The organism is Vibrio sp. MMG023, assembly GCF_021654215.1.
GTDB lineage: Bacteria > Pseudomonadota > Gammaproteobacteria > Enterobacterales > Vibrionaceae > Vibrio > Vibrio jasicida.
On record NZ_JAKFZP010000005.1, the window covers coordinates 24614 to 50249 of the forward strand.

Below are 25636 nucleotides of genomic sequence, written 5' to 3' on the forward strand. Positions count from 1 at the left end.
GGAATAATACTGGTTGTCGCACGTAAATTTCATCACTAGGGGAAAAGTATCGTTCAGTTCTTTGAACTACGTATTGATTTAGAAAGAATTTTAGGTGTTCGATTGACTTCCTTTGAAAAGCCACCAATTAGTGATGTAAAGTATTCTCATTATCATTGTTGTGTGGAAGGTAAGTTATGAAAAGAGTGGTGGTTTGGGGTGCAAGTAGTGGTCTTGGTTTGGCAATTGCACAGTATTTTGCAGAGAAAGGTGCTGAAGTTGTCGGTGTGGCGAGAAATCCAGACAAAAGCCCAGAATTAAAGGCGATTTGTCAGTCAACGTTTGCATGTGATGCCACTGTTGCGGAAGAGGTTAACGCGGTGGTTGCACAGCTCAATCAAGATGACATTATCATCAGCACCATGGGTAGCTTCCGTGCTGATATCCCAGTGGACTATCTTGGGCATCGACATCTGGTTGACGCTGCGTGTCAGGCTTCTCTAAAGCGTTTTGTTCTAGTGACGTCACTTGGTTGTGGTGATAGCTGGAAATACCTTTCTGACCGTTCTAAAGCGGGTTTTGGCGGTGTTGTGCGTGAGAAGTCATTAGCGGAAGCATGGCTACAAACCAGCGACTTAGATTACACCATCATTCGTCCAGGTGGCTTGAAAGATGGTGAAGTGACGGGCAATGGTGTGTTGGTTGAACCTAAAGAAGTGCATGGTTTGGTATACCGCCAAGAAGTGGCTCGTTTACTTTTTGAGATGCTGGAAAAAGGTCAGGGCAGTGGTGAGATCTTCCACTGTGTCGATCCAGAGCTGACTTACTAGGTTGGCCTTTTAAGCGAATGATTTTGAGGGGCTGGGTTTAGGCGCTGTCCCTGCTTTCGTTTGAATAGAGCACGACTTGGTCGCGGCCTAGATCTTTTGCGGCATACAAGGCTTCGTCTGATTCATCTAACAGGCGATTTGGGTCTATGATGTCGGCTTGCGTGCGCTCTGAAAGGCTAATACCAATGGAGATGGTTAGATACTTGATGATCGGCTCATCATGATGAATGATTTCCAGTTGTTTAACCCGTCCGCGCAGTTGGTTGCCTCGCGCTAACGCCTCTCTAGTATCGTGAACAGGGGCAAGCACAACAAATTCTTCGCCTCCTAGGCGCAAAGCATAGCCGTGGGTTTGCACGGCGAAAGATTCCAAGGTCTTCGCAACTTTTTGCAAGGCCTTATCACCCTGCAAGTGACCCCTATGATCATTAAACTCCTTAAAGTGATCGATATCGATAAAGAAACACGCGATGAACATTTTGTTCGATTGATAACACAATGAGCGAAATGATGCTTCAAGAGAACGGCGATTATACAGACCGGTTAAGGGGTCGTGCTTCACCATGTCATCGAGTTCTCTGTTTTTGCAGACAACTTTGTCGACAAGATGGCTAAAGGCGCGCGCTAAATCTCCGATTTCATCTTTCCTTTTGGTATTAGGGACTTGAAACAAACTGATGGTTTCAAAATTTTGACGCATAAAAGTAGATAAGTTGTTGATTGGCGAAGAGATGTGATAAGAAAGCAGCAACAAAAGAGGATAAGAAATCGCCATTCCTAACACGATTTCGCGGATAGAATCGACAACAAATTCCTCTCGAATATCCCTTACGAGCTGTATGTCGTAGAGCAATTCAATGTTGCCTTGAATGTCCCCGTTTAACGGTAATGTGATATAGAGGATGTCTTTCTCAAAGCTTATGTGGCTTTTTCCGATTACCCGACAAGGGTAGAGATCCAACGTGTGGTCTTCTTCCAACTCTTTACTTAAATAGTACTGCTCACGGGCGTCGTTGAGTCGGGCAAGCAGGTATTGCACTTTTACACTCGATTGTGAGCCTGTTTTTTTCACGGATGTCAGTCTGGCAATGCGTTGATCTAAGTCCTGCTCAAAAGTTGGGGGATAATCGGATCGCCAAATCTCTTGGGCATTTCGATTGTAAGTGACGGACACTGGGGTTTTCGACACTGAGGAATAGCCGTTGACGTAGAGGTAACGCAAATCCGTATGCATTTCCAATTCATTTTTAAAGCTTGGCAACATTAAGTTTGCATAGTTGCCGCCATGAACCGCATCGCTGATGTGATGAATTAGCGCGCTCGCACTCTGCTCACGAGAGACGATCGTCGTTTTAATGATGGTGTCCATTGAGTTATGAAAGTTGTAGTAACCCAAAGCACCAATCATGAGAATGACGAGAACAAAATGCGAGAGGAAGATCTTTATTCTTATTGATGTTCCCACAATATGAATTACTCATTAAACACATCAATGATGGGCACCGCACAAGTACCATTGACGCAGATGTCTTTGTATCCGTTATGACAGCGATAGCAAGCTTCAATTCTCAGAGAGGGGTGACTATCGGATATGTCGTTTCCCTGCCGATCATAACTCCCGTAAAGCGCTTCACCAGCAAGATGCTCGGTGACAAAAATAATGTTTTCTTCTTCGTATATCGCAACTGCCGTTAAGCCATCGGTATATGGGCCGTGCTTTTTATAAGCTTCTACTTTGTGTTTTGGGACATATATGCTCAGGTTTGTGCCTCTTCCTTGATTCGTCCAGTTGTACATCTTCACTGTTTCTTGCACAAAAGTGGGTGTGTTTGGTGGCAACACTACATCTCTGGCCGGAATAACGCTTTGTTTTACAAGCACAAGTCTGTCGAGGTTTTCTGGAAAGCTCGCTAATGAACTCGCGAAAACTGAGCCAGAAAAGGCCATCAGAGCAAACAGCTTGTATCCCATGGCATGTCCTCAAGCGTTGGTACATAAGTAATAGAATAGTCGATAATCATTGGTTTGGTCGGGTTGGGCTGTGAGAGAAACAAATACAAGATTCTGTGAGCTCTCGATCTCGAAGTGATTGAAAAAACATCTAGAATGACTAAGTCATACGCTCAGCCAAAACACAAAAGGAATTTGTATGCTGAAACACTTTCTCTATCGCGGTTATACCAATGGACTCAAAGTGGCCGCTCACGTTCTTCCTTTGCCAAAACCAACGCTATTTTCGGGTTCTGGCTCCGTTAATGAACTGTGTGAGGCGGTCAGCGATCTGGGCTTTCAGCGATTGTTGTTGGTGACAGATGAGGGGCTTGTCCAGATCGGAATGGCAGAGCAAGTTGCAGAGCGCGCAAGCTCTAAAGGATTAGAGGTTGTTGTATTCTCAGAGGTGAAGCCTGACCCAACTTATGACCATGTTGAACGTGGCTTAGATGTTTATCTGGAATCCGGATGCGATGCGATTTTAGCGCTGGGTGGTGGCTCGGCAATGGATTGTGCTAAGGTGATTGCCGCTAAAGTGACGAATAAGCGTCCCATCAAAAAACTCGCGGGGTTGTTTCGTGTCTGGAGAACACCAGCGCCTTTATTTGTTATCCCAACCACATCGGGTACAGGATCTGAGGTGACCATTGCCGCTGTCGTTTCCGACCCTGTTACCCACCTTAAAACGCCGTTAATGGACCCTAAACTCGTGCCATTGATGGCGGCATTGGATGCAGATCTGTTGTTGGGCTTACCAGCAAAGATTACGGCGGATACGGGGATTGATGCATTGACGCACGCTGTTGAAGCGTATGTATCCCGCAATGCATCACAAGAAACAAAAGCCTACTCCGTTGCAGCCATTAAACTCATCTTTAAGTATTTGCCTAAAGTGGTAGAACAGGGGGAAGACGTAGAAGCAAGGCATAAAATGGCGATGGCATCTTATTATGCTGGGTTAGCGTTCACCAAAGCGAGCTTAGGTTACGTTCATGCCTTTGCCCATAACTTAGGAGCAAAATATGGATTGCCTCATGGAATGGCGAATGGTCTTGCTTTGTTACCGGTTCTTAAGTTTTCGCTGCCAGAGATAGAGCCACAACTGATTGCTTTGAGTGACGCCTTGTTAGGAAGTAGCGCCGATTCTGCCAGTGCCCAAAACTTTCTCGATCGTATCGAAGAGTTGTATGAAGTGATTGGCATAGAAAAACACACACCAGTGCTTAACAGTTCGGACACAGAAGAGTTAGTGGCGTTGATCTTGAAAGAAGCGCATTGGAACTACCCAGTACCCAAATTCATGAATGAGCAAGAATGTGCTCAGTTACTTTCTGAAATTCGCACTTAAGATATGAGTGTAAATCAAAATGTACAGTAGTGGTTTTTTATCCTTACACTTTGCTTGATATTATTCTAAAGATCCTACAGAATCAGCTTCATTACGAACATGGTGTTAGGTTTATGGTGCCGTTGCCTGATCTGATGCTAATAAATCTTATTAAGCTGTAAAGATAAATATACAATGAGTCGATCTAAAGTGTTTGGTAGTACCCTGATTATTGCAGGGACTACAATTGGTGCCGGTATGCTGGCACTTCCTCTTGCCTCTGCGGGTATTGGTTTCACGACTTCCTTGCTGATCATGCTAGGTCTGTGGGCATTAATGGCGTTTACCGCGCTATTGATGTTGGAGCTTCATCAGTATGCCGATAGCAGTGCAACTCTTCATACTCTAGCGAAACAAATTCTTGGTCAGAAGGGCAAGTGGGTTGCAAGCTTTGCCATGCTTTTCTTGTTTTACTCATTGTGTGCTGCTTATATCGCTGGTGGTGGTGCTCAGTTTGGTGACAGACTCACCGAATGGTTTGGTCTAGATATTTCAGGTTCGACTTCAACCATCATTTTTACTCTTATTGTGACCATGGTTGTGACAGTGGGTACTGGCACTGTAGACAAAGTAAACCGCGTGCTGTTTGGTCTTAAAATGGTGACCATGATTGCAGTCTTGTCATTTCTTGCGCCAAATGTGACCGAATCTTACCTATTAAGCATGCCTGTAGAGCAAGGACTGATTGTTGCCGCCATCCCAGTTATTTTTACTTCGTTTGGCTTCCACGGCAGTATTCCGGCGATTGTGAACTACTTAGACGGCGACACATCATCGCTACGTAAAGCGATCATTGTGGGTTCGACCATTCCATTAGTGATTTACATTTTCTGGCAGATCGTCACTTTAGGCGTCGTAAGCCAAGAAACACTGGTTGAAAATGGTGGTTTGAGTGCACTGATTGGACAGCTTTCTCAAACGGTTCATCAGTCCAATCTTGGCAGTGTTGTTGGTGTATTTGCCGACTTAGCTCTTCTGACCTCTTTCTTGGGAGTGAGTTTAGGCCTGTTTGAATTCTTGGGTGACACCATCAAAGGCGATAGTGAAAAACCAAACCGTTTGGTGGCGGCTGTCATAACTTTTACGCCACCGCTTGGCTTTGCACTGTTTTACCCACAAGGCTTTATTATGGCATTAGGTTACGCTGCAATTGCGTTGGCAATCCTTGCGATTTTCTTACCTCTGGTGATGGTGGTGAAAGTACGTCGCTCTGAAGAGTTTACTGGTGAATACCGCGTTGCAGGAGGCCAAGGTGCGTTGGCGGTAACGGGGATTGTAGGAACAGGCATTGTTTTGGCACAAGTATTGATTACTCTGGGAGTGCTACCTGCGCTTGGTTAATAGAAACAGTTAATAAAACGAAAGCCAGTGTGTTACAGCGCACTGGTTTTTTTGATCTGGATTAAATTACCGTAGAATATTCGGTGAAAATATTGGCGGAAAACTGTTTTTATTTCGTACACTTAGACTGTGGTATGTCGATAATTTAGGTGGAGAAAAGCCGCTCTAATCACATCAAATACGCTGACTTTAATGAGCCTTTTCTTCGGTATTTCTCTACTTGGGTGTGGAGGTGAAGTATGGCGCACCGGAGTTTTTACCCGTTTGCAAAGCCGCTTAATGAGCAAATGCAAACATTGAAAAATAGGATGCAGGTCCATTTGCCATGCATTGATAGGGTGTCGTTTGCCAAATATCACCCCAAGCAAGGTGTGCTAAAATCTTTTGCTGAAAGTGAGTTTGATACTTGGTGTCTAGCGCATCATGAAGCGCCTTTGCGCAAGCTTCACAATCTTAGTCTCGCGGCTGATAACGCCGTCCCTCGTGTGGTTAACGATCTCTACGACATCAACCATTGCTCACGTGTTCAGACATTACTTAAACACGGTTATCACTCCTCTGTTGCTGTCCCTTGCTATGATCAGCAAACCTTTACTGGTTTTGTGTTCCTCAACTCCATCCAACCAAATGCCTTTAGTTTAGAAGCGCTGAATGGCCTCAAACCGTATTTCGAAATGGTACAGTTTGCTGTGGAATCGGAGGACCATGTGGTTAATGCAATCGAAATACTTGCAGAACGGATGCACTGCTTGATGCCAGGCTATTCGCCCGAAGTGTTTTCTCATAGCAAGAGGATGGGACTTTACAGTCAAGTGATCGCCACTCACATTGCCGACCGTTACCAACTCTGTGATGAAGTGGTGGAGCAGATTGGGATGTTTGCGAGATACCACTCTTTGAGTGAGACCGCTTTACCAGCCGACATTGTTTGCCGTCGCCATCATTTATCTCGCGAGCAAGAATCGCGACTACAAGAGCACATCGAACAATGCATAGAAGCCGCAGATAACATTGTTGCGAGAATTGGTAACCCTGTGCATCCAAGCATTACCTTGTTCCACCAAATCATGACATATCAACACGAGAACTTAAATGGGTCGGGTTATCCGTATGGATTGGAGGACATCGATATTCCTATTGCGGCCAAAATTGTCGCTGTCGCTAATGTGTTCGATGTGATGACTACCCACCATCCATATCGTCAGGCGTGGTCGATCCCATATGCGTTATTAGAGTTAGAAAAGCTTGTGTATCAGGGATTGTTATCAAGAGAGTGCGTCAACGCTTTACGTGATCATCAAGATTACTTAAAGCAAATCATCCATAAATACCCAGAGCATTATGCAGGCATGGGATTAATGTGAAAGTAGAGGAGTAAACCGTGAAGGGAATCAAATGTTGACTAGGAGGTCATTATAAATAATACTGTATATGTATACAGTAACTCGTTTGGAGGTGAAGTATGTTGTGGGAAACCCTTGAAAGAGTAAACCGCTTACGCCAACAAGCACTTGCGAATGATGAATTCGTAGAGTCTGCAAAAGAACACGAAGAAGCTTTGCATGACCAAGAGCATTATTACCAACCTAAGAAGCGTTCAGCCAAAGACAGACAAGGTAAGAAGTCGCTGGCCGATATCTATAAAGAAGTAGAATTTGGCGCTGACGCTCGTCACTAATGTCATCAAACGGCTGCGGACCTCATCCACTTTTTCTCACCGCCGCAGCGTAATTCATCTTATGGGCAAGTGCCTATCACTTAGCCGCTTGCCCAATCGTCTCGAAACGTAAATTCCCCCTTCGTTTTGAATCCTGCTTCTTGAAGTCACTTGGTTATCTTCCTTATCGATAAGCAACGAGCGCACTCGATCTGAATCACCGATCCTTACCATCTTTTAAATTTATAAAATAATCAACTAATGATAATAATAATGGTTTGCATTTGTATCTACCCTGTTATATAAAGCCAAGCTTATTAATCGTTTTGTTGAATAAAATAATGAAACGTAACGGATAGGTGAATGGGTTAATCACGTATTACCGATGCCGATAGTTAAATGGATTAGGTGAAGTAGGGATGTTAGAAGCCAAAGCTCTTCAGTTCAATATTAACGGAAAGTCTCTGTTGAAAGCATTTGATTTGACGTTTGAAACTGGAAAAACGTACGCGCTCGTTGGCCACAATGGTTCAGGAAAATCCACGCTTCTCAAGTTGTTAGCCCAGCAGCAGGCATACAGTGACGGTGATGTTTTGTTGCACGGCGACAATATTAATCATTTTTCCGCAAAAAAATTCGCACAACATATCGCATATCTACCCCAACACTTACCGATGACGGACAGTATTCTTAGCCGTGATTTGGTCAGTTTTGGTCGTTATCCATGGCATGGCTTGTTAGGGCGTTTAAGTGCAAAAGACAAAACCATAGTCGAAGAAGCGATGGAGATGACTGGAACGTTGAAATATGCTGATCGTTTAGTCGACACGCTTTCTGGTGGTGAGCGACAACGTGTGTGGCTGGCCATGCTACTTGCTCAAAAGACGGAATACTTGCTACTTGATGAGCCACTGTCGGCGCTCGATATTAGCCATCAGGTCGATATGCTTTCTTTGATCGCTAAGTTAAGCAGAGAGCTTGGATTAGGGGTCATCATTGTTCTGCATGACATCAATTTAGCCGCTCGCTTCTGTGACCACATCGTAGCCCTACATCAAGGTGATTTGATTGCACAAGGTGATGTTCAACAAGTGTTCACTGAGCCCAAGCTGAAAGAAATATATGGCATTGAAATGCGTATTTCAGATCACCCCGCTGGATATCCAGTAGCAATGCCAAGCTAAGCGGAGTCGACAATGAACTGCATACTTCGTTTTTCTTGGTTAAAGCACGTAGCCTCCCTTACGGCTCTCTTTTTAACCTTCCCAGTTGATGCAACCTCGCAACGAGTTATGTCTGTCGATTGGACCCAAACTGAAACCATGTTGGCGCTTGGTGTTGTGCCTGTGGGGGTTGCGCAAGGGCAAGATTACGATGCTTGGGTAAAAGCGCCATTGTTGCCAGTGCAAACCAAAGATGTGGGTTTGAGGACGCAACCTAATATCGAACGTATTTATGAACTCAAGCCGGATCGTATTTTTATTGCGCCTTATTTCTCTGCTATGAAAGAGCGCCTTGCCGATATCGCGCCTGTGACTACCATCGATCTCTATGGTAAAGGCATTACGGATTGGTCGGTACTCACTCAATTTACCCGTACTTTTGGAAAGGAGTTGGGAAAAGAAGCGCAGGCGGAAACTCTAATAACACAGTCTGAGGTGCAACTTTCCAAACTCAAGCAAACAATAGATGCAGATTCTGCTCCTTTATTGATGATTCAATTTATGGATACCAAGCACGTACGCGTTTTTGGTGAAAACAGTCTTTATTCTCAGGCGATAGCCAAGCTCGGTCTCTCTAATGCATGGAAAGAAGAAACCAACAGTTGGGGATTTAACATGGTTGGGATTGATAAATTGGCAGGAATCTCAGCACAGATCGTCATTGTAGAGCCACTTCCTCATGGAGGGGAGCAGCAACTCGCTAGTGATAAATTCTGGCAATACATTGTTGAGCAATCAGGCCATCCCGTTATGCGAGTCGCTCCCGTTTGGAGCTTTGGTTCGATGCCTTCTGCTGTTCGATTTGCGCACTTAGTGGCTGCAGAAAAAGAAAAGGAGCAACGTGAATGAAAACCGTTCCTTTGACGCTGGTGGTGTTACTTTCGGCACTTACTCTGTTTGTTGGTGTGGTTCATCTGCACAACACAGCGGCATTTCCGGTTGCGCTGAAAAGCCTTTGGCAACCAAATTTTCAATCGATAGATTCGGTTTTACTGCATTTTAGCTGGTGGCCGCGAGTTTTCACGACCATTATTTCGGGCGCAGGATTGGCGGTCGCTGGCGTATTGATGCAACAAGTCTTGCGTAATCCACTGGCTTCACCAACTACACTTGGTGTCGCAAGTGGTGCGAATTTTACCTTAATGTTGGCGACGTTATTCGCCCCTTGGTTGCTGGATTTTTCAGCCAACCTTGTTGCGTTGATTGGCGGTGTTACGTCTATGGCGCTGGTGATGTTGTTATCTTGGCGACGCGCTTTGTCTCCAACCGTTGTTGTGGTTTCCGGTCTGGTAATAAACTTGTATTTTGCTTCGCTAAGTACGGTCATTTTGATGATGAATACCGAGAAGCTTAATGGATTGATGATTTGGGGAGCAGGTTCTTTAGTTCAAAGTGGGTGGGATGACTTTCGCTATTTGGCCCCACGTGTCGCGATTGCCGGCCTGGTCGCATTTCTGTTTGCTAAGCCATTAACTTTATTGGAGTTATCGGAACAGGGAGCAAAAAGCTTAGGTGTATCTCTAGCAAAGCTAAGATTTGTATGCCTGGGTTTAGCGGTTTTGATTACCTCTTGGGTGGTGGCGACGGTTGGTATCATCGGTTTTATCGGTCTAGCCGCTCCGGTAATCACGCGTTTAATTGGTGTTCATCAGATCAAGCACAAGCTTTGGATATCGATGTTGATCGGCGCAATGTTATTGACATTGACCGATTTGGTTATTCAGCAGTTACCCGGTCTAATGGCTAGCTTTATTCCTACGGGAGCTGCAACGGCTGCGCTTGGTGCTCCGCTCCTACTTTGGTTACTGCCGCGGTTGTCGCAAAAGACACAAGGGCATACCCAAACAGTGCTTACTCGACACTCCGAACGAGTCAATAAGCTGAATAAACACGCCATCGCTTTTACCTTTCTGATTATTCTGGCGGGCGTGGTTCTTTTCAGTACGGTTTCTGTACAGAATCAAGGTTGGACGTCGCTTTTCTCGACTAAAGAATGGCTATTTTTAGAATGGCGAACGCCAAGACTCCTAGCCGCGGCGATTGCAGGTGCTATGTTGGCGATAGCAGGAACCATTATTCAACGCTTAAGTGGCAATCCAATGGCCAGCCCTGAAGTTATCGGTATCAGTTCTGGTACGGCAATTGGCTTAATTATTGCCATGTTTACTGGCGTTGGCGCGTCTGTGGTTACTTTGTCGATAGGTGGTTTGATCGGCGCTTTACTTACGATATTCGTAATCGTTTTACTGAATAGAAAATCTGGCTTCCAACCAGAGCGCATTTTGCTGACAGGCATTGCGATTACTGCGCTGATGAATGCGATACAAAGTTTTATTTTGGCTACCGGTGATCCACGTAGTTATCAGGCGTTAGCTTGGCTCTCTGGCTCTACTTATTACGTTTCTTTGGATATCTTGCTGCCTTTGGCCGTGTCGGCGTTGACCTTCATCGGCTTGAGCTTTGTGTGTGTAAGATGGTTGGATATTTTGCCAATTGGCGCTTCTTCTTCAAAGGCATTAGGGCTAAATGTCGATCGCTCCCGTGCCGTTCTGTTACTCCTTGTCGCTTGTCTCACTGTGAGTGCAACGTTGGTCGTCGGTCCTATCAGCTTCGTCGGTTTACTTGCGCCACATTTGGCACGTCTATTTGGATTTAATAAAGCATCTCAACATATGTTGTGCGCGGCTTTAATTGGCGCTGGCGTAATGCTGTTGGCAGATTGGCTAGGCAGGCAAGTACTTTACCCTCAAGAGATACCCGCAGGTCTCATGGCCTCAATCATAGGGGGCCTGTACCTAATGTGGGGGTTACGTCGTTTGTAAGAGTTTAAATCCACTGGGCAAGACGACGAACCCAAACAAAGACAACTGATAAGAATTCTATGACTGGGTGATCGCTCTCATCACCCACTAAGTAGTGCTCGCAAAACACATTCTGTGCTTTTGCATTTATGGAAAACAGTGGTTATGCCGGAACCAACCTCATCGTATTCGTGCGTTGATATTGCTTATAAAGGTTGGAAAGGTTGCCGACTAAAGGAGAAAATAATGAATCGGCAGTTTATGCTGACACCAGCGTCAATGGCTATTGCAATGGTGTTAGCTACCCCTCAAGTGCTTGCTCAAGAAGATGAAAACCTGGTTGTTATTGGCCTGCAAGAAGACAGTGCTGTTGGTCCCGACTTTAGCTATCTTGGCGCTAAGAGTCGCACTGCAACCAAAATGGATTTAGCGATCAATGAAACACCTCGCGCGGTTTCTGTAGTGACTCGCGAACAAATGGATGATCGCGCATCCATCAGTGTTTCAGATGCGCTGCAATATACGCCAAGCATTCAAACCAACTACTTTGGTGAAGATAACAAGCAAGACTGGTTTATCATCCGAGGTTTCAAACAGGCAAACAGCGGCTTGTACCAAGATGGCACTCGTCTTTACTCATCAGGTTTTTACAGTTGGCAGATAGACCCATTTGCACTAGAGCGAGTAGAAGTGTTGCGCGGTGCTGCTTCTGTTCTTTATGGCCAAAACCCACCGGGTGGGGTGATCAACCTAGTAAGCAAACGCCCGCAATTTGATGGTGGCTCTGGCCAGGTGTCTCTGGAATATGGCTCTGAAGATCGTAAGCAAATTTCGCTAGACGTGAACTCCGAAGTGAATGAAAAGCTCGCGGTCCGTGTTCAAGGTCTGGCGAGAAAAAATGGCACGCGTGTTGATGGCGTCGAGGCTGAGCGGTTCTTAATTGCTCCGTCACTGACGTACAAATTTACAGATATGTCGGAAATTACCTTGCTGACTAGCTACCAGAAAGATGACTCCGACCCGTATCTGCAATTCTTACCGGTCGAGGGGACATTAAAGCCAAACAAAAATGGAAAGATCAGTGATAGCCTTGCAATAGGAAACACGGATTGGGAAACATTCGAGCGTGAACAGCTTTCTTTAGGCTACGAGTTCTCACACAGGTTTAACGACACTACGTCTTTTGTGCAGTCGACGCGTTACAGCCAAATGGAGGTGAACCTGAGGCAGATGTACTCCTATGTGTATGCAGCAGACGTTCCAGGGCTAGGTCCATTGCTTGACCCGCTTAACGAGCGTAAGAGTATCTTACGTGCAGCGACCACAGAAGAGGGGTCATCAGACGCGTTTAATATTGATAACCGTCTGATACACAATATGAAATGGGGAAGTGTGGAACACAACCTCATGGTGGGAATTGATTACCAAATGGTGAGCATTGATGGCAAAGACTTTGCCAGTGATCCATTGGTTGCGGACGGTGACGCTATCTTAACAACGCCAATTGGTATGCTGCCTGACCCACGTTTTGATGTGTTTAACCCAAATTATTCAGACAACGTTTGGTTACTTGACTCAACCACACTTCAACCGCTAACGGACGCAGATAAACAACGTACTAAGGTGGATAATGAACAGCTTGGTATCTATCTTCAAGATCACATGTTGATCAACGATAAATGGGCTGTGTTATTGGGGGCGCGTTATGACAATACGAGTCATGAAGTACATAACGTAACCACAGGCTCACGCACCAAAGTGGATAATGAAGAGTGGACGTTAAGCTTAGGTACTGCGTACATCACGGATTCTGGATTTACGCCTTACTTTAGTTACTCACAATACTTCGACCCAATCATTCAACAAGACAGTGCTGGTAAACCCGCTAAACCGGAAAGCGGTGATCAGTTTGAGGTTGGTGTGAAATACCAACCTCGTTCGTTTGATGGTTACTTTAACGTTGCTGCATATCAAGCAACTAAAGAGAACCTCGCTCGTATTTACCTCAACGAGCTGACTCAGATTGGTAAGGTAGAGAACAAAGGACTCGAATTAGAAGCGGTTGCTAACGTGACGCCGTCACTAACTTTGCTTGGTAACATCGCTTATGTGGATTCGGAAATCAAAGAGGATGTAAATACATCTTGGGTTGGCAATACGCCGTCTCAAGTAGCAAACACGGTATCTTCTGCATGGGCACATTACCGTTTCCTTGAAGGAACTTTTGATGGTTTAGCTTTCGGGCTGGGTGCTCGATATACGGGTGAATCCTACGGTGACAACACTGAAACGTTGAAGGTCCCAGGCTATTTCTTGATGGACGCGACGGTAAGCTATCGTATTGGTGATTACAAACTTCAGGTGGCGGCGAAAAACCTAGCTGATAAAGAGTATGTTGCGACGTGTGACGGCTTCTGTTGGTATGGTGATCGCAGAAATGTGATTGCGAATCTTACCTACGATTGGTAAATCATCGAGAGCGAAACGAAAAGTCCCCCGAGCAGTCGGGGGATTTTTTTAGAAATCAGCTTTACGGACGTAGTGGGGGTTTTTGTATTTCTTCTCTGGTCCAAAACTAGAAACCACCAACTTGTTCCAAAGCGTTTTATCGAACTCTCCTTTAGGAATGGAAGGGTATAGTGTTTCTTCTTCTTCCCTTGCAAAGTTCATGTACTGCTTTTTCTTTATTTGGTTGTATTTCTTTGCGATTTGGTTGTGTTTTCTCACCCATTCGAGCTTATATTCACGCAACACGTTTTCGCCTTTTTCGGCGTCCATACGTGATAAGAAAAGGCGTTTGTACGACACTTTTCTGTCGAGCATAGTACGCATTACCGTCTGGATATACTTACCATGATGAGTGATGGTGATATCTTTCTCGTCAATAGGCGTGATAAACCAGCTCTTCGGTAAAAAGCTCGGCTTCTTAAATTGCTTATTACGTTCCACTAGCACCTGATGAAGAACTAAATCAGATGTGCCGCGAAAGGTCTTTTGCCACTTAGCGATTCGTATCTGTAACGAACCTGGCAAGCGATAGATGTTAGTAAACTTATCTTGGTCCATGGACTTCTGTCATGAAATTAATATGCAATGTGAAAATTCGCAAACACAAACCCACAAACGTCATAAACAGGTATTGTTTGAATAGGTTGAGTCGGTAGTAAGCGCGATTTTACAACGACCTTGCTGATAATAGCGAGGGGTTATGTCAATAATAGGTAAGAAATAAAGAAATTGTTTAGATTATGAATGAAAGTTTGCATCTAAGAAAAAGCCCGTTTCGATAAAACGGGCTTGACGTAAGTGCTCATGTGCGCTCTGAGCTGTTTAAACAGCTTCCTCGAACTGCTTATCATCCTCTTTTTCAATTTGCTGAATATGGCGGTTTGCTTGTTGAAGTTGGTACATTTGCGCGTAACGACCATTTTGCTTCAATAGTGCTTTATGGGTTCCGCTTTCTACCAAATCACCATGGTGTAAGACGATGATCTTATCGGCATCCAAAATGGTCGATAAACGGTGGGCAATCACCACAAGCGTCATGTCTTGGCGAAGTACTTCTAGACTCTTCTGAATCAACGCTTCGGTCCCCGAGTCGATGTTCGCAGTCGCTTCATCCAAAATAAGAATCTTTGGCTTCGCTACTAATACGCGCGCGAGTGCAAGCAATTGTTTTTGGCCTGCCGAAAGATTGGTTTCACCTTGGCCAAGTTGCGTATCCAAGCCATTCGGATAACGACGAATCTGTTCAGCTAATCCGACTTTTTCAAGAGCATCCCAAATCTGAGCGTCTTCCATTGGTCTACCCAGAGATATATTTTCTCGCACGCTTGCTGGGAGAATGTGCGGATCTTGTTGAACCATGGCCACATCTTTACGAAGGACATCTTTACCTAACGACTTTAATGGACGCCCATCAATGAGCAGTTCACCGATCTCTGCTGGGTAGAAACCCATTAGCAGGGACGCTAGGGTACTTTTGCCGCTTCCGGTATGACCGACAAGCGCAATAAAGTCTTGGTGGTTGGCCGTTAAAGAAATGTCCTTCAATACGTCTTGTTTTCCGTCGTAACTGAAAGTCAGGTGGTTAAGCTCAATTGATCCAGTTCTTAATGGCTGATGGTCATCACCGTAAGTTTGCTCTTTCGCATCGATCAATTCGAACACACGTTCACTTGATACGAGCGCTTGCTGAAGCAATGCCAATTGTTGAGTCATCTCAATTAAAGGTTCGGTAACGCGAGCAAGATAACTGATGAACGCATAAAGCACACCCACACCAATCAGTTCGATACCGTTGAAACCAAAGATAGCCACCAAAGAGAGTAGGGCGAGGCCCGCTAACAAGTCCATTAACGGGCGCAATAAGTAGCCATTCAAACGAATCACCTTTTTAGAAGCAACCAAGTGCTGCTCGGTTAGGTCATTAAACTGCTTGTTAAAACGCGCTTCTTGTTGCATGAGCTGAACAACACTCATCCCTTGGATTGATTCGCTTAAATTCGCATTGATATCGGTGAGCAAATCGCGCATGTTGCGGTAGTTCTCGGTACTCAGCTGTTTGAATAGATACATAAAGCCAACGACAATAGGCAGTAGTACCAACACAACCAGTGTTAACTTCCAACTCATGTAAGTCATTACGCCAAGCATGACTAAGATCATGACAACATTTTTCACCACCGTCGCGATAAGCAGTTCATAAAACTGCTGAAGCGATTCCGTATCGTTAGTGATGCGAGAAACCAGCTTCCCTGCAGGTGTGTAATCGAATGCCGATAGCGGTTGTTTGATGACACCAGAGAAAACTTGTTTACGAATAGCTTTTATCGTATCGGTTGCAACAATACTGAATTGTAGCGACTGAAAGTATTGGAAGGTTGCGGAGATGATTTGCAAAGCGATGTAACCAGCCGCAAGCGAAATCAAAATATCGCGCGAGTAGTCGCCTTTGGCAATATGTTCATCGATAAAGTATTGGATCAACCAAGGCCCACCGGCACTGGCTAACGCCGCAATAAACAGCAGAGAAAGCCCTTTAATCATTGGCTTTGGCTGAGACAATGGGTAAGACATTAACCGCTTAAATGTTGTTGATTGCTTCATGATTAGTCCTCCATTGCCTGTTCAAGTTTTTGGTACTGATACATTTCAGCGTACCAGCCTTGACGTTCAAGCAACGCTTTGTGCTGTCCGCGCTCTCCAATGTGACCGTGGTTTAGTACGATGATTTCTTCAGCCGCCTCTAGAGCCGTTAGGCGGTGGGCAATGACAATCAGCGATTGGTCACGATAATAAGTTTCTAAGTTCCTAAGTATTTGATGTTCTGTGCGGCCATCTACGGCAGACAGTGCGTCATCCAACACGAGAACCTGAGCATTTAATAACATCGCACGAGCGATCGCGATACGTTGCTTTTGACCGCCAGAAAGGGTAATGCCTTTTTCGCCCACTTCGGTTTGGTAACCTTCAGGAAACTTTTCGATATCGTCATGAATGCACGCCAATTTTGCTGCGCGGTAGACTTCGTCTTTCGACGCATCTGGATTACCTAAAGCGATGTTGTCGAAGATCGATTTAGAGAATAGGAAAGGACTTTGGTTAACGACGGCAAAACGATTTCGCCACTCAGGTAATACGGCATCTTTAATGTTAATGTCACCGAACTGAATCGTGCCATTATCCATATCATGTTGACGGAGCAAGAGAGTCAGCAGCGTTGATTTGCCACTACCAACCGGTCCCGCAATACCCAACATCTTTCCAGGTTCTAATGTGACGTATAAATCGGTTAGTGCGGCGGGTAAATTCTTAGACCAATAGAATTCATCAATTTTGATGTTCAATGGTAATGGCTGTTTACCTAACGATTTCTCACCACTGATGATTTCAGGTTGTTCATCGAAGATTTCTTGTAGGCGATTCCAAGCGGCAGAGCCACGCTCAAGAATATTAAACAAAAATGCAAAGGCCAGCATTGGCCAAATCATTAAGCCGAGATACATGGTAAATGCGGTTAAGTCACCCAAAGTGATGTCGCCTTTATCTACCAAGTAAGCGCCAGAAGCCACACTTAGGAAGAATGACATACCAATGGTAATCTGAATGGCAGGATCAAAACGAGCATCCACTCTTGCAACTGCAATGTTCTTTGCGCCTGTATCATCAACGACGTCTTCGAAGCGTTGTTGCTCTTGGTTTTCTAATCCAAAAGCACGCAACATGCGAACGCCATTGAGAGATTCTTGCGTCATATCTGACATTGAAGAGAAGGCTTCTTGGGCAATTTTAAAGCGTTTATGAAGAATACGAACAATGAAGAAGATAATTACCGCCAAGAATGGCATTGGTAACAACGCCATGACAGTGAGCTTCCAACTGACTTGAGTGACCATCACAATCAGTACTGCAATGCCAGTAATCAATGAGTCAGCTGCCGTTAGTACACCTTCTCCAGCGGTCATCACGATATTACGCACGTCATTAGTGCCTCGGGCCATGAGGTCACCAGTTTTAAAACGCTCAAAGAAACGAGGAGGTTGAGTCGACAAGTGACGATACAGGCGATTACGCAAAATGGTCCCTAATTCCCAACTCGCGCCAAATAGCCATATACGCCAGAGTATTCGACAGGCATATATCGCAAAAAACAACACGATAAGGCCCAATAACCACATGACTAAGGTACGGGTTTCTAGCGTGTTATCGACGACACCGTCAACGATAATACCAACCGCTTTGGGAGGAATTAATTGCAGGGCGGAAATGACAGCAAATAATAGGATTGAACCTACATAATGTTTCCACTTTTGTCGAAAATACCAACGCAATTGCCAGAATATTCGCATTTCGCCTCCTGCTTAAATGATTGAATTTATTATGGAACCATTATTGAGCGAAATGATGAGTTTACAAGCATAATTTTTGAGCGAAATAAAAAACAATACAATGTGTCGATTTTGTCATGGTGCATTGATTTAGAGCTTTATCTATCTCTGTAAGGACCGGATGTAACAAAATATTGTGAAATTTATGTTAATGCTTGGTTTTGCGGGTTTCTGTCGTGTAAAAGAGGGAAGGCTTCAAAAGTAAGTCTCTTGAAGCCCATTTTAAGGCGTTTTAGCAGTCGTCAGTTTTAATTTCGTACTTTATTTGACCACCGGCTGTATGTGGGTAGTATACCTCAACATAGCAAAGGTGAAAGATGTCTACAGGCTTGTTAGCAAAACCGATGAGGAAATAGGGTTCATTCTCGTCTTCAACCCCATACCATCGATTGATCGTTAATTGCGGATCAAATCCTGCTAAATCATGAGCGGGAATCACATTCTTGATATAACCGTAATAACCAATCAAATCGTTCACACCATCATTGTCCAAGTCGATGTTTTTAAGATCACCTGAATCGACTTGCTCTTGAGATTGAATAACGGCTTTAGCGTACACCTGATTATTTGCTGTCATTAAAGCTTCACGTGCCCCATAAAGCACGGCGACTCTCGCATCCTTTTGAATGTCCAGAAACTTGGGAAATGCGACGACACTCAATACGCCAAGAATGACGATGCAAATCACTAATTCTATCAGTGTAAAACCTTTTGTATTACGCACAGCCAACCTCCAAATTTGCATTTTTATCGTCTGCTATTCTGGAGCAAAATTATGGCTGGGAGAGGATTGAAAAAGAATGAAGTTTTTGGATGAATAACATGGTTCTTGTTTATTAAATAAGTTGCTTAAAATTACAGAAGAAATTCATTCATTCTCACACAAAAAGTAAGTCTTCTCTCAACAAGAAGAGGTGAAACACACGTTGGAATAAGGTGTTGAAGATGATGTCCTCAATCGTGCACACCCTCTGATGAATTTGACATTTTTATCACTGATGTACCAGCGAAGTTTGTCATGGTAAATGAAATCGGCTTTTGGCGACGAGAGGTGGATTAGTTAGTGTCAGAAAGAACAAAATCGACAAACGTGCGATTTTTAAGGGAAAGCTGTTTTGAACGGTAAAGCAGGTGGATCGGTTTTGGCTTGGGAGCATGTTGATGGAGAATTTCTACCAAGGCACCAGATTGGATTTCCTGTTCAACTAAGATCTTTGGTTGCAGAAGAACACCAGAGCCTTTTAACGCGGCAAACTTAAGTACATCGCCATTATTAGACGTTAATCGGGTGTTACTGTTTCCCAAGGTATTAGATGGCATATTCACCACTTGTTGGCTTTCCCCTTGGTGATACTGAAAACCCAAACAATGATGCTGCGCTAAGTCATCAAGCGATTGGATAGGGGCATGTTGCTCAAGGTAAGAGGGTGAGGCGCAGTAAGTCATGTGGTATTCACCCAATTTTCTCGCGACTAACGACGAATCGACCAATTCACCGATTCGAATAATCACGTCAGCTTCGCTTCGATATGGGTCAATCAAATTGTTATCCAACATCAGCTCAACGTTCAAATCGGGAAATTCAGCTAAGAAGTCAGCCACGATAGGAGCAATGACCTTTTTGCCATACGTGACAGGGCAGTTAACTTTTACTGTTCCGGTTGGACGGTTGATCAGCGTCTGGATCAGGTTCTCTGCGTTGGTGATGTCTTCAATAATGCGGTGGCACTCTTGGTAGTAGAGTCTACCGGCTTCGGTCAGGGACTGTTTGCGCGTGGTGCGATGAATCAGCTGTGTACCTAAGCTTTGCTCAAGAAAGCTCACGTGCTTGCCAACCATGGTCGGTGAAATATCAAAGTGGTGTGCTGCATTACGAAAGCTGCCGTGTTCGACCACGTAAGCGAAAACTTTCATGCTTGTTAATTTGTCCATTGCACACCCAGAGTTGATAAAGAAATAACTAAAGCAGAGTTTATCAATCAAATGAGGTTAATTACAGTGGGCGTATGATTAAGAATGGAGAAAGAGAGCCATCATGAGCGAGACGATTTTTGTTACCGCCGAACTGAAAATGAATGCCGATAAGCCAAGACAACAAGTGGTTGAAGCCATTGAACAATTTTGCCTTGATATGCAAAGCGAAGCTGGGTGCTTGCAAGCGAATGCGACCTACGATTCTAAAGATCCACAACGTGTGATTCTTTGGGAGCGATATGAAAACCGCGCCGCGATTGAAGCGCATTTTGCTATGCCGCATACACAAGCGTTTATTGCGGCTGAAATGGCGGAGTTAGTTCAAGCATTCGAAACCCAAGCTCAATAGGAGACGTGAACATGAAATGGGGCATTTTAGGCACAAGCTTTATCTCGGGTGTCATGACTGAGGCAATCCAAGGCGATGACAAGAGTGAACTGTACGCGGTTGCTGGGCGTTCGGAACAGAACTTGAACGCATTTGCTGAGCAATATGGTATCGAGAACACGTTCACCGATTACGATGCGTTGATTGCCGATGAGCAAGTCGACATTATTTACATCGCATTGCCAAATCACCTTCATCATGACTTTATCGTTAAAGCGGCAGAGCAGGGGAAAGCGATCCTGTGTGAAAAGTCACTTTCGGTAGATATGGAAAAAACCGAGTTGGCACTTCAAGCAGTAGAAGCGCACAAGGTGTTCTTTGCTGAAGGCTTGATGTACTTGCATCACCCGTTGATCAGCGAGTTACTTTCGGTGCTTAAATCGGGAGAGATCGGTGAACTTCGCTCCATCCATACGTCTTATATTGCGTCGATTGCGCAGTTTGTTAATCCAGACAGCAAAGGTACTTTGTATAATTTAGGTTGCTACCCAATATCATTGGTGCACTTGGTGGTGAAAACCATGTTGGGTGAGCAAGCTTTTGAGAACCGCTCTATGACAGCGATTGGCCGACGAGGTAACGATGGGAACATCTGCGAGTCGAGCTTGATGATGCAATTCGGAGAGCAGCAAACGGCGAGCGTACACACTGCCGAAGATCATGGATTAAAACACCAATTCACCATCCTGGGTAGTAAAGGCTGCATTACGTTAGACTCGAATCCATGGCTACCAACGCAAGATAACCAGTTTAGTGTGGAAATTTACGAGACGTCGAAGCGTGAAGTGTCTGTTCCGGCTGCAGGGGATGCTTTTTACTATCAAGTGCGCAATATCCGCCAGGCGGTTGAAGCGGGGCGTACATCGTTAGAGAACCCTTGTGCAACATGGGAAGACTCTCACCGTATCATGCAGCTACTGACGGAGTGGGAATCACTGGCTTCAAAGTAAGCTTGTGTTTAGGTGAAATAGACCAATGAAAATAAAAACGGCGCACTAAATACAGTATTTAGTGCGCCGTTTCTATTTTGTGTTCAGTCTGGATTAAATGCGATTATCGCCGGTGCTGAACGCAATAACTTGGCTGATCTCAGACAGGCTTCTACCACTTTCTTGCTGCCATTGAACAAACGCTTTGTTGGTGGCATCGAGCGATTTTTTAGTATCTTTGCCACCTTCAATGATCTTGCAATTGCGCAGGTAAGCCTCGACGTCACTAGACAAGATAAAGGTATCAACACCCATTTGACGTAGTGTGTAAGGGCCGGTATTTCCACCTAGGCGATTGCCGCGTTTCTTCAAATACGCCCATAGGTCGGTGATTTTCTCTTGCGGCCAATCGGCAACCATTTTGCCAAACGAACCGTATTCGATTTTAGCTTCGTGGATCATACGTGCGTTGGCAGGGATCGACATGACTTTAGTGAGGTGGCGAATAATGCGTTTATCGGTTGCTTTGGTTTCCCATTGCTCGTCTGACAGCATCAACAACGGCTCAATTTTAAATCCGAAGAACACTTCTTCGAAGTTCGGCCACTTGTTGCGCACCACGCTCCACGAAATCCCACTTTGGAATACCTTCATCGAAAAAGCGGCCAGCCAACGGTCGTCGGGAATCGCTGCCAATTCTTCTTTGCTTAGTGGATGAGACAAAAGCGCTTCAAGTTGATCTTCACCACCTTTACGCTCGGCAGCGCGCTGATAAATCGCGTCAAATTTTTCGATACTCATAAAAGAAGTTAGTCCTAGTTTATGTCGATATTTGCGAAACATACTACGCTTAAGTGGCTGAATCGTAAATTGATGGAGTGTCACAAATGAAGAAGGTCACATTAACGTTTGTCGGGGAAGGTTCGGATTGTATTGCAGAAAAATTTTATGCGTGGATGACCGATGGTGGGTTAGAAGACAGCATGATTGAGAATTTATCTGACCGTGAAATCTCAGTGGTCGGCATCAGTGATATGGATAATGAAACGCGTGATGTGGTGATCAATACGGAAATGAATTAGGGTCTGTTGACCTTTTGAGCTGATTTTTGCAGCAGTTTGTGGGTTCTTTATACAAGGCAGAGGCTTTGAAATGTAGTTGCCCTACCTGATAAGCCGATAACGCAGTAGAAAGGAGCCACAAACGCTGCCCGACGGGTTCGGCTAAAAGCGTTTTACTCTTTGTTGAGAGGATTTTGCTTAGAATAACTAGGCTACAAACCTCTCGCCGCGATTAAAACGCTTTTATCTCGAACAAAATTTAACCGCAAAAGATCAACAGACCCTTATGAGTCGTCTTTCGTCAGCATGTAGAATCAGATAAAACAAAGCCCTTCATTCGAAGGGCTTTGTTGCGCTTATAAGCATGGGATCTTAGTTGTTTACCAGCGTCAGCCCGCTTGGGAGCGCATCACCAAAGATACGCTTCGATTCGCTCTCAGATAGCTCTTTGACTTCTTCAACCAATGATACCCAAGATTCAGGCACCTTGCTTTGCTTCAACTTAGCCAATACCTGCTCACGGTAGTCGTTAGAGATATCGAATAGTCGGTCGCCCGTCTTACGACAAATCATTACAGCTGCAAACGCGATCATTGGCTCTTTCTGCCAGTTCTGTTCAAGCAATTTAGGCAACCATTGTTCCGCTTGTTCACGAGGGACGACGTTATGCTGACTGCCATACAAAGGCGTACGTGATGCCAAGCGACCCATTGCCCACCAGTGTGCTTGTTCGAACTGGTTGTGGTTGATGGCTTTGCTCAAGAACCACGTTGCCAATAGAACTTTGTCTTCGACTTCTAGGTGTTCAAGCGATGCCGCTAATCGAACCATGGATTCATAACCCATGTCTTGTGCCGTTTTGGCGGATTGTGGGTTTTTCATCGCGCCAGGGTGTAGGTATTTCGCGATGTCCGCCAAGATGGTCTCTTGTTGCTCTTGGCTTAAACCACCTGCAATACGACGCCAGAATACCCACCAGTCAGTCCAACCTTGATGGTTCTTGAACTGAATGTTTTGTTGGTAGAGACCCCAAACTTGCTCAATGCGCCATGAGTCGGTTGGATCGCCAAAGCCCGGACGCAACGCAAAGCCTGCCAAACGAAGCCAGTTTTTCTCGTGCTGTTCAGAGCGGCGACGACGCTTACGACCTTGTGCAAAGGTATCGAACAGTTGACGTAGGGTCGTGAAATCCCATTCATCACGTTTGCCCAGTTTCTTTTCAAGATCTTTGGCTAAGGTTTTGATCTCTTTGCTTTCCGCGCTTTTCTTATTACCGCTGTAAAGGCGAGCGATCAGCTCCTTACATTCGTTCAGTTTAGGATGAAGCTTAACTTGTTCGCTGTCGTCGGCTTGTTTGTTGCGAACTTCGAATTCCAGCTCCCAGCGTTTGCTGTCGTCTTCTGCGCTGACACATTCCATCTTAAGTGTGCCGACTTCAGTCAACTGACACGCCAGTTGTACTTCTACGCGCTCTTTCTGGTTGGCTTGTAGCTCGGCGCCTTCACCTTCAAGGGTGGTGATATAAGGCGGCAGAGGAGCAAATAAGTCAGGATCAACGTCAACCATCACGCCGTTTTGAATGGCAGTGTTATTGGTTAAGGTGTCGTGGGTAGAAGTTAGCAGGTTAAAGCGAACAGGTTCACCTAGAGTAAGCGAGAAGCGACGACCACTTAAGCGGATTTCGTGACCTTCTTCTGTACCTTTTGCAAGCAAACAGAGCGCTTTGCCCATCTTGTTCTTCTCTTGAAGATGCAAGAAATAAGAACGCGCTGCACCACCACCAATTTTTAGCTGTGCACCACGACGTGCTTTACCAAACGCAACAGCACCTAGTGCAACAGACCAATCTGGATGTGGGTTATCTAATACCGTAACCGGAGCGCCGCGCCAATCGGACAGTAGGGTAGTGACTCGCTCAGTCACAAGTTCACTGTTGAACACACCACCGTTGAGTAGTAAACCGACTGGAATGGCATTTTGTTTGTCGTCTTCGATGCCAAGAGCGGCACGAGCAACTTGTTGGTGCTGAGTTAAGAACTCGGCAACGTGTTTGCTTACCGCTGGGTCAGCAACGTATGGAAGACCAAACTCGACAACCGCGCTGCGGCGTTTGTCTGGTACTTCGCTGAAATCAGAAAGCGGGAAGAAGCCATCCAAAGCGATTTGGTGCACTTCTTGTTTGCTCAGCCCAATACTCTTTGTTCCGCCAAGAAGTTTCGAGCCGCTGCCCAGCATGGTGATTTTTACTTCTTCAGGTGCACTCGCTGAAAGTAGGTTTTCTTTCGCCTTGCGAGTTTGCTGAATCAACTTAGTCAGGCTTGCAGCAGTGAGCTTCTTACTCTGGTTGAAGCGGCTTTCCGCAAGGTGTGCTAATGCTAAGTCGAGGTTGTCACCGCCCAGCATTAAGTGCTCGCCAACACCAATACGATCAAGGGCTAGTTCATCTTGAGAAGAGAAACTTGCTTCAATCAAGCTCAAGTCGGTGGTACCACCACCCACATCGCACACTAGGATCAGTGGCAACTCTTTGAGCTCATCAGCTGCGGTTTGCTGGTGGCGCGCGTACCAGTCGTAACATACGGCTTGTGGTTCTTCGAGCAGGACGATTTTTTTCAAACCTGCCAGTTGTGCAGCTTCAAGCGTGAGCTTACGAGCGGTTTCATCGAACGACGCTGGAACGGTCACAACCACATCTTGGTCTTCTAGCTTGTTGCTAGGGTGACGGTAGTTCCATGCTTGACGAATGTGGTTGAGGTAGCTTGCGCTGGCAATGACGGGAGAGACTTTATCTACGTCTTGCGCGCCAGCCCAAGGAAGAATGTCTGAGCTACGATCCACTGCTTGGTGCGATAGCCAGCTTTTAGCACTGGATACCTGACGCCCTTCCACCTTAGCGCCTAATTCACGAGCCCATTCACCCACGATCACATTACTAATGTCGCCAGATACCGGTTCGTTTTCCCAAGGGAGTGTTAGGTCAGAAGGGGAGATTTGACCAACCGCAGGGTGGTAGCGAAAAGAGGGCAGCAATGGTTTACGAACCACTTCACCCGGGCCAATCAATTGGTCGATGTCGAACAGGGATACTTCGGATTGTTCAAGGTTGTCGGTGATTTCACAGTACGCCACCACAGTGTTTGTGGTGCCAAGGTCAATACCAACAAGAAAACGAGGAGATGCCATA

Annotated in this window: 21 protein-coding genes; 12 read left to right on the forward strand and 9 right to left on the reverse strand. The window is 45.3% G+C overall.

Annotation, left to right across the window (positions count from 1 at the left end; all coding sequences use genetic code 11):
- Positions 1-176 precede the first annotated feature (176 nt).
- Positions 177-809, forward strand: a complete 633-nt coding sequence (locus L1076_RS16750; RefSeq protein WP_042601300.1) for an SDR family NAD(P)-dependent oxidoreductase — start codon at positions 177-179, stop codon at positions 807-809.
- Positions 810-846: 37 nt separating this feature from the next.
- Here the strand turns inward: L1076_RS16750 and L1076_RS16755 are convergent, their stop codons facing one another.
- Both L1076_RS16755 and L1076_RS16760 read right to left on the reverse strand, forming a co-directional pair.
- Positions 847-2274 (reverse strand): diguanylate cyclase, encoded by a 1428-nt coding sequence (locus tag L1076_RS16755; RefSeq protein ID WP_237304085.1) that lies wholly within the window; start codon positions 2272-2274, stop codon positions 847-849.
- 8 nt (positions 2275-2282) lie between these two features.
- Positions 2283-2780 (reverse strand): hypothetical protein, encoded by a 498-nt coding sequence (locus L1076_RS16760; protein WP_038872208.1) that lies wholly within the window; start codon positions 2778-2780, stop codon positions 2283-2285.
- Positions 2781-2958: 178 nt separating this feature from the next.
- Here L1076_RS16760 and L1076_RS16765 point away from each other — a divergent pair, with 178 nt between their 5' ends.
- The 8 genes from L1076_RS16765 to L1076_RS16800 all read left to right on the forward strand — a co-directional run bounded on the left by L1076_RS16765 (position 2959) and on the right by L1076_RS16800 (position 13679).
- A complete protein-coding gene (locus tag L1076_RS16765) occupies positions 2959-4149 on the forward strand; it encodes an iron-containing alcohol dehydrogenase (protein ID WP_045421400.1) in 1191 nt (396 codons plus the stop codon).
- Positions 4150-4323: 174 nt separating this feature from the next.
- Positions 4324-5529 carry an aromatic amino acid transport family protein gene (locus L1076_RS16770; RefSeq protein ID WP_038872212.1) on the forward strand — a complete coding sequence of 402 codons (1206 nt, stop codon included), beginning with the start codon at positions 4324-4326 and terminating at the stop codon, positions 5527-5529.
- 239 nt (positions 5530-5768) lie between these two features.
- Positions 5769-6893: an HD domain-containing phosphohydrolase gene (locus L1076_RS16775; RefSeq protein ID WP_045403390.1), complete on the forward strand. Its 1125-nt coding sequence runs from the start codon at positions 5769-5771 to the stop codon at positions 6891-6893.
- A 98-nt stretch (positions 6894-6991) separates the two neighbouring features.
- A complete protein-coding gene (locus L1076_RS16780) occupies positions 6992-7207 on the forward strand; it encodes a hypothetical protein (RefSeq protein WP_038872220.1) in 216 nt (71 codons plus the stop codon).
- Positions 7208-7605: 398 nt separating this feature from the next.
- Positions 7606-8370 carry an ABC transporter ATP-binding protein gene (locus tag L1076_RS16785; protein ID WP_038872222.1) on the forward strand — a complete coding sequence of 255 codons (765 nt, stop codon included), beginning with the start codon at positions 7606-7608 and terminating at the stop codon, positions 8368-8370.
- Between the two features lie 12 nt (positions 8371-8382).
- The gene (locus L1076_RS16790; RefSeq protein ID WP_045405623.1) at positions 8383-9258 is read left to right on the forward strand and encodes an ABC transporter substrate-binding protein; all 876 of its coding nucleotides are present in this window, start codon (positions 8383-8385) and stop codon (positions 9256-9258) included.
- Positions 9255-11231 (forward strand): Fe(3+)-hydroxamate ABC transporter permease FhuB, encoded by a 1977-nt coding sequence (gene fhuB, locus L1076_RS16795; RefSeq protein WP_237304086.1) that lies wholly within the window; start codon positions 9255-9257, stop codon positions 11229-11231. The genes L1076_RS16790 and fhuB overlap by 4 nt, the downstream gene beginning before the upstream one ends.
- Before the next feature lie 225 nt (positions 11232-11456).
- Positions 11457-13679: a TonB-dependent siderophore receptor gene (locus tag L1076_RS16800; RefSeq protein WP_237304087.1), complete on the forward strand. Its 2223-nt coding sequence runs from the start codon at positions 11457-11459 to the stop codon at positions 13677-13679.
- A gap of 48 nt (positions 13680-13727) precedes the next feature.
- Here the strand turns inward: L1076_RS16800 and L1076_RS16805 are convergent, their stop codons facing one another.
- The 5 genes from L1076_RS16805 to L1076_RS16825 form a co-directional block, all read right to left on the reverse strand.
- A complete protein-coding gene (locus L1076_RS16805) occupies positions 13728-14276 on the reverse strand; it encodes a hypothetical protein (RefSeq protein WP_038872233.1) in 549 nt (182 codons plus the stop codon).
- 264 nt (positions 14277-14540) lie between these two features.
- Entirely contained in the window at positions 14541-16319 is a 1779-nt protein-coding gene (locus L1076_RS16810; protein ID WP_237304088.1) for an ABC transporter transmembrane domain-containing protein, read from the reverse strand.
- Positions 16320-16321: 2 nt separating this feature from the next.
- Entirely contained in the window at positions 16322-18061 is a 1740-nt protein-coding gene (locus tag L1076_RS16815; protein WP_104047614.1) for an ABC transporter transmembrane domain-containing protein, read from the reverse strand.
- A gap of 271 nt (positions 18062-18332) precedes the next feature.
- Complete coding sequence (locus tag L1076_RS16820) at positions 18333-18824, reverse strand: type II secretion system protein (protein WP_038872259.1); 492 nt, start codon at positions 18822-18824, stop codon at positions 18333-18335.
- A gap of 332 nt (positions 18825-19156) precedes the next feature.
- On the reverse strand, positions 19157-20032 hold the full coding sequence (locus L1076_RS16825) for a LysR family transcriptional regulator (protein ID WP_237304089.1): 876 nt from the start codon (positions 20030-20032) through the stop codon (positions 19157-19159).
- A gap of 103 nt (positions 20033-20135) precedes the next feature.
- Between L1076_RS16825 and L1076_RS16830 the strand changes: the two genes are divergently transcribed.
- Entirely contained in the window at positions 20136-20423 is a 288-nt protein-coding gene (locus L1076_RS16830) for an antibiotic biosynthesis monooxygenase (RefSeq protein WP_005389066.1), read from the forward strand.
- Positions 20424-20434: 11 nt separating this feature from the next.
- Positions 20435-21412, forward strand: a complete 978-nt coding sequence (locus tag L1076_RS16835) for a Gfo/Idh/MocA family oxidoreductase (protein ID WP_237304090.1) — start codon at positions 20435-20437, stop codon at positions 21410-21412.
- Between the two features lie 93 nt (positions 21413-21505).
- Here the strand turns inward: L1076_RS16835 and L1076_RS16840 are convergent, their stop codons facing one another.
- Positions 21506-22192 carry a DNA-3-methyladenine glycosylase I gene (locus tag L1076_RS16840; protein WP_237304091.1) on the reverse strand — a complete coding sequence of 229 codons (687 nt, stop codon included), beginning with the start codon at positions 22190-22192 and terminating at the stop codon, positions 21506-21508.
- An 86-nt stretch (positions 22193-22278) separates the two neighbouring features.
- Between L1076_RS16840 and L1076_RS16845 the strand changes: the two genes are divergently transcribed.
- On the forward strand, positions 22279-22473 hold the full coding sequence (locus tag L1076_RS16845) for a hypothetical protein (RefSeq protein ID WP_237304092.1): 195 nt from the start codon (positions 22279-22281) through the stop codon (positions 22471-22473).
- A 351-nt stretch (positions 22474-22824) separates the two neighbouring features.
- Here the strand turns inward: L1076_RS16845 and L1076_RS16850 are convergent, their stop codons facing one another.
- Positions 22825-25635 carry an Hsp70 family protein gene (locus tag L1076_RS16850; protein ID WP_237304093.1) on the reverse strand — a complete coding sequence of 937 codons (2811 nt, stop codon included), beginning with the start codon at positions 25633-25635 and terminating at the stop codon, positions 22825-22827.
- Between the last annotated feature and the right edge of the window lies 1 nt (position 25636).

Coding starts and splice junctions, on each gene's coding strand:
- L1076_RS16750 (WP_042601300.1), top strand. CDS start 177: ATGAAAAGAGTGGTGGTTTGGGGTGCAAGTAGTGGTCTTGGTTTGGCA.
- L1076_RS16760 (WP_038872208.1), bottom strand. CDS start 2,780: ATGGGATACAAGCTGTTTGCTCTGATGGCCTTTTCTGGCTCAGTTTTC.
- L1076_RS16765 (WP_045421400.1), top strand. CDS start 2,959: ATGCTGAAACACTTTCTCTATCGCGGTTATACCAATGGACTCAAAGTG.
- L1076_RS16770 (WP_038872212.1), top strand. CDS start 4,324: ATGAGTCGATCTAAAGTGTTTGGTAGTACCCTGATTATTGCAGGGACT.
- L1076_RS16775 (WP_045403390.1), top strand. CDS start 5,769: ATGGCGCACCGGAGTTTTTACCCGTTTGCAAAGCCGCTTAATGAGCAA.
- L1076_RS16780 (WP_038872220.1), top strand. CDS start 6,992: ATGTTGTGGGAAACCCTTGAAAGAGTAAACCGCTTACGCCAACAAGCA.
- L1076_RS16785 (WP_038872222.1), top strand. CDS start 7,606: ATGTTAGAAGCCAAAGCTCTTCAGTTCAATATTAACGGAAAGTCTCTG.
- L1076_RS16790 (WP_045405623.1), top strand. CDS start 8,383: ATGAACTGCATACTTCGTTTTTCTTGGTTAAAGCACGTAGCCTCCCTT.
- fhuB (WP_237304086.1), top strand. CDS start 9,255: ATGAAAACCGTTCCTTTGACGCTGGTGGTGTTACTTTCGGCACTTACT.
- L1076_RS16800 (WP_237304087.1), top strand. CDS start 11,457: ATGAATCGGCAGTTTATGCTGACACCAGCGTCAATGGCTATTGCAATG.
- L1076_RS16805 (WP_038872233.1), bottom strand. CDS start 14,276: ATGGACCAAGATAAGTTTACTAACATCTATCGCTTGCCAGGTTCGTTA.
- L1076_RS16810 (WP_237304088.1), bottom strand. CDS start 16,319: ATGAAGCAATCAACAACATTTAAGCGGTTAATGTCTTACCCATTGTCT.
- L1076_RS16815 (WP_104047614.1), bottom strand. CDS start 18,061: ATGCGAATATTCTGGCAATTGCGTTGGTATTTTCGACAAAAGTGGAAA.
- L1076_RS16825 (WP_237304089.1), bottom strand. CDS start 20,032: ATGGACAAATTAACAAGCATGAAAGTTTTCGCTTACGTGGTCGAACAC.
- L1076_RS16830 (WP_005389066.1), top strand. CDS start 20,136: ATGAGCGAGACGATTTTTGTTACCGCCGAACTGAAAATGAATGCCGAT.
- L1076_RS16835 (WP_237304090.1), top strand. CDS start 20,435: ATGAAATGGGGCATTTTAGGCACAAGCTTTATCTCGGGTGTCATGACT.
- L1076_RS16840 (WP_237304091.1), bottom strand. CDS start 22,192: ATGAGTATCGAAAAATTTGACGCGATTTATCAGCGCGCTGCCGAGCGT.
- L1076_RS16845 (WP_237304092.1), top strand. CDS start 22,279: ATGAAGAAGGTCACATTAACGTTTGTCGGGGAAGGTTCGGATTGTATT.
- L1076_RS16850 (WP_237304093.1), bottom strand. CDS start 25,635: ATGGCATCTCCTCGTTTTCTTGTTGGTATTGACCTTGGCACCACAAAC.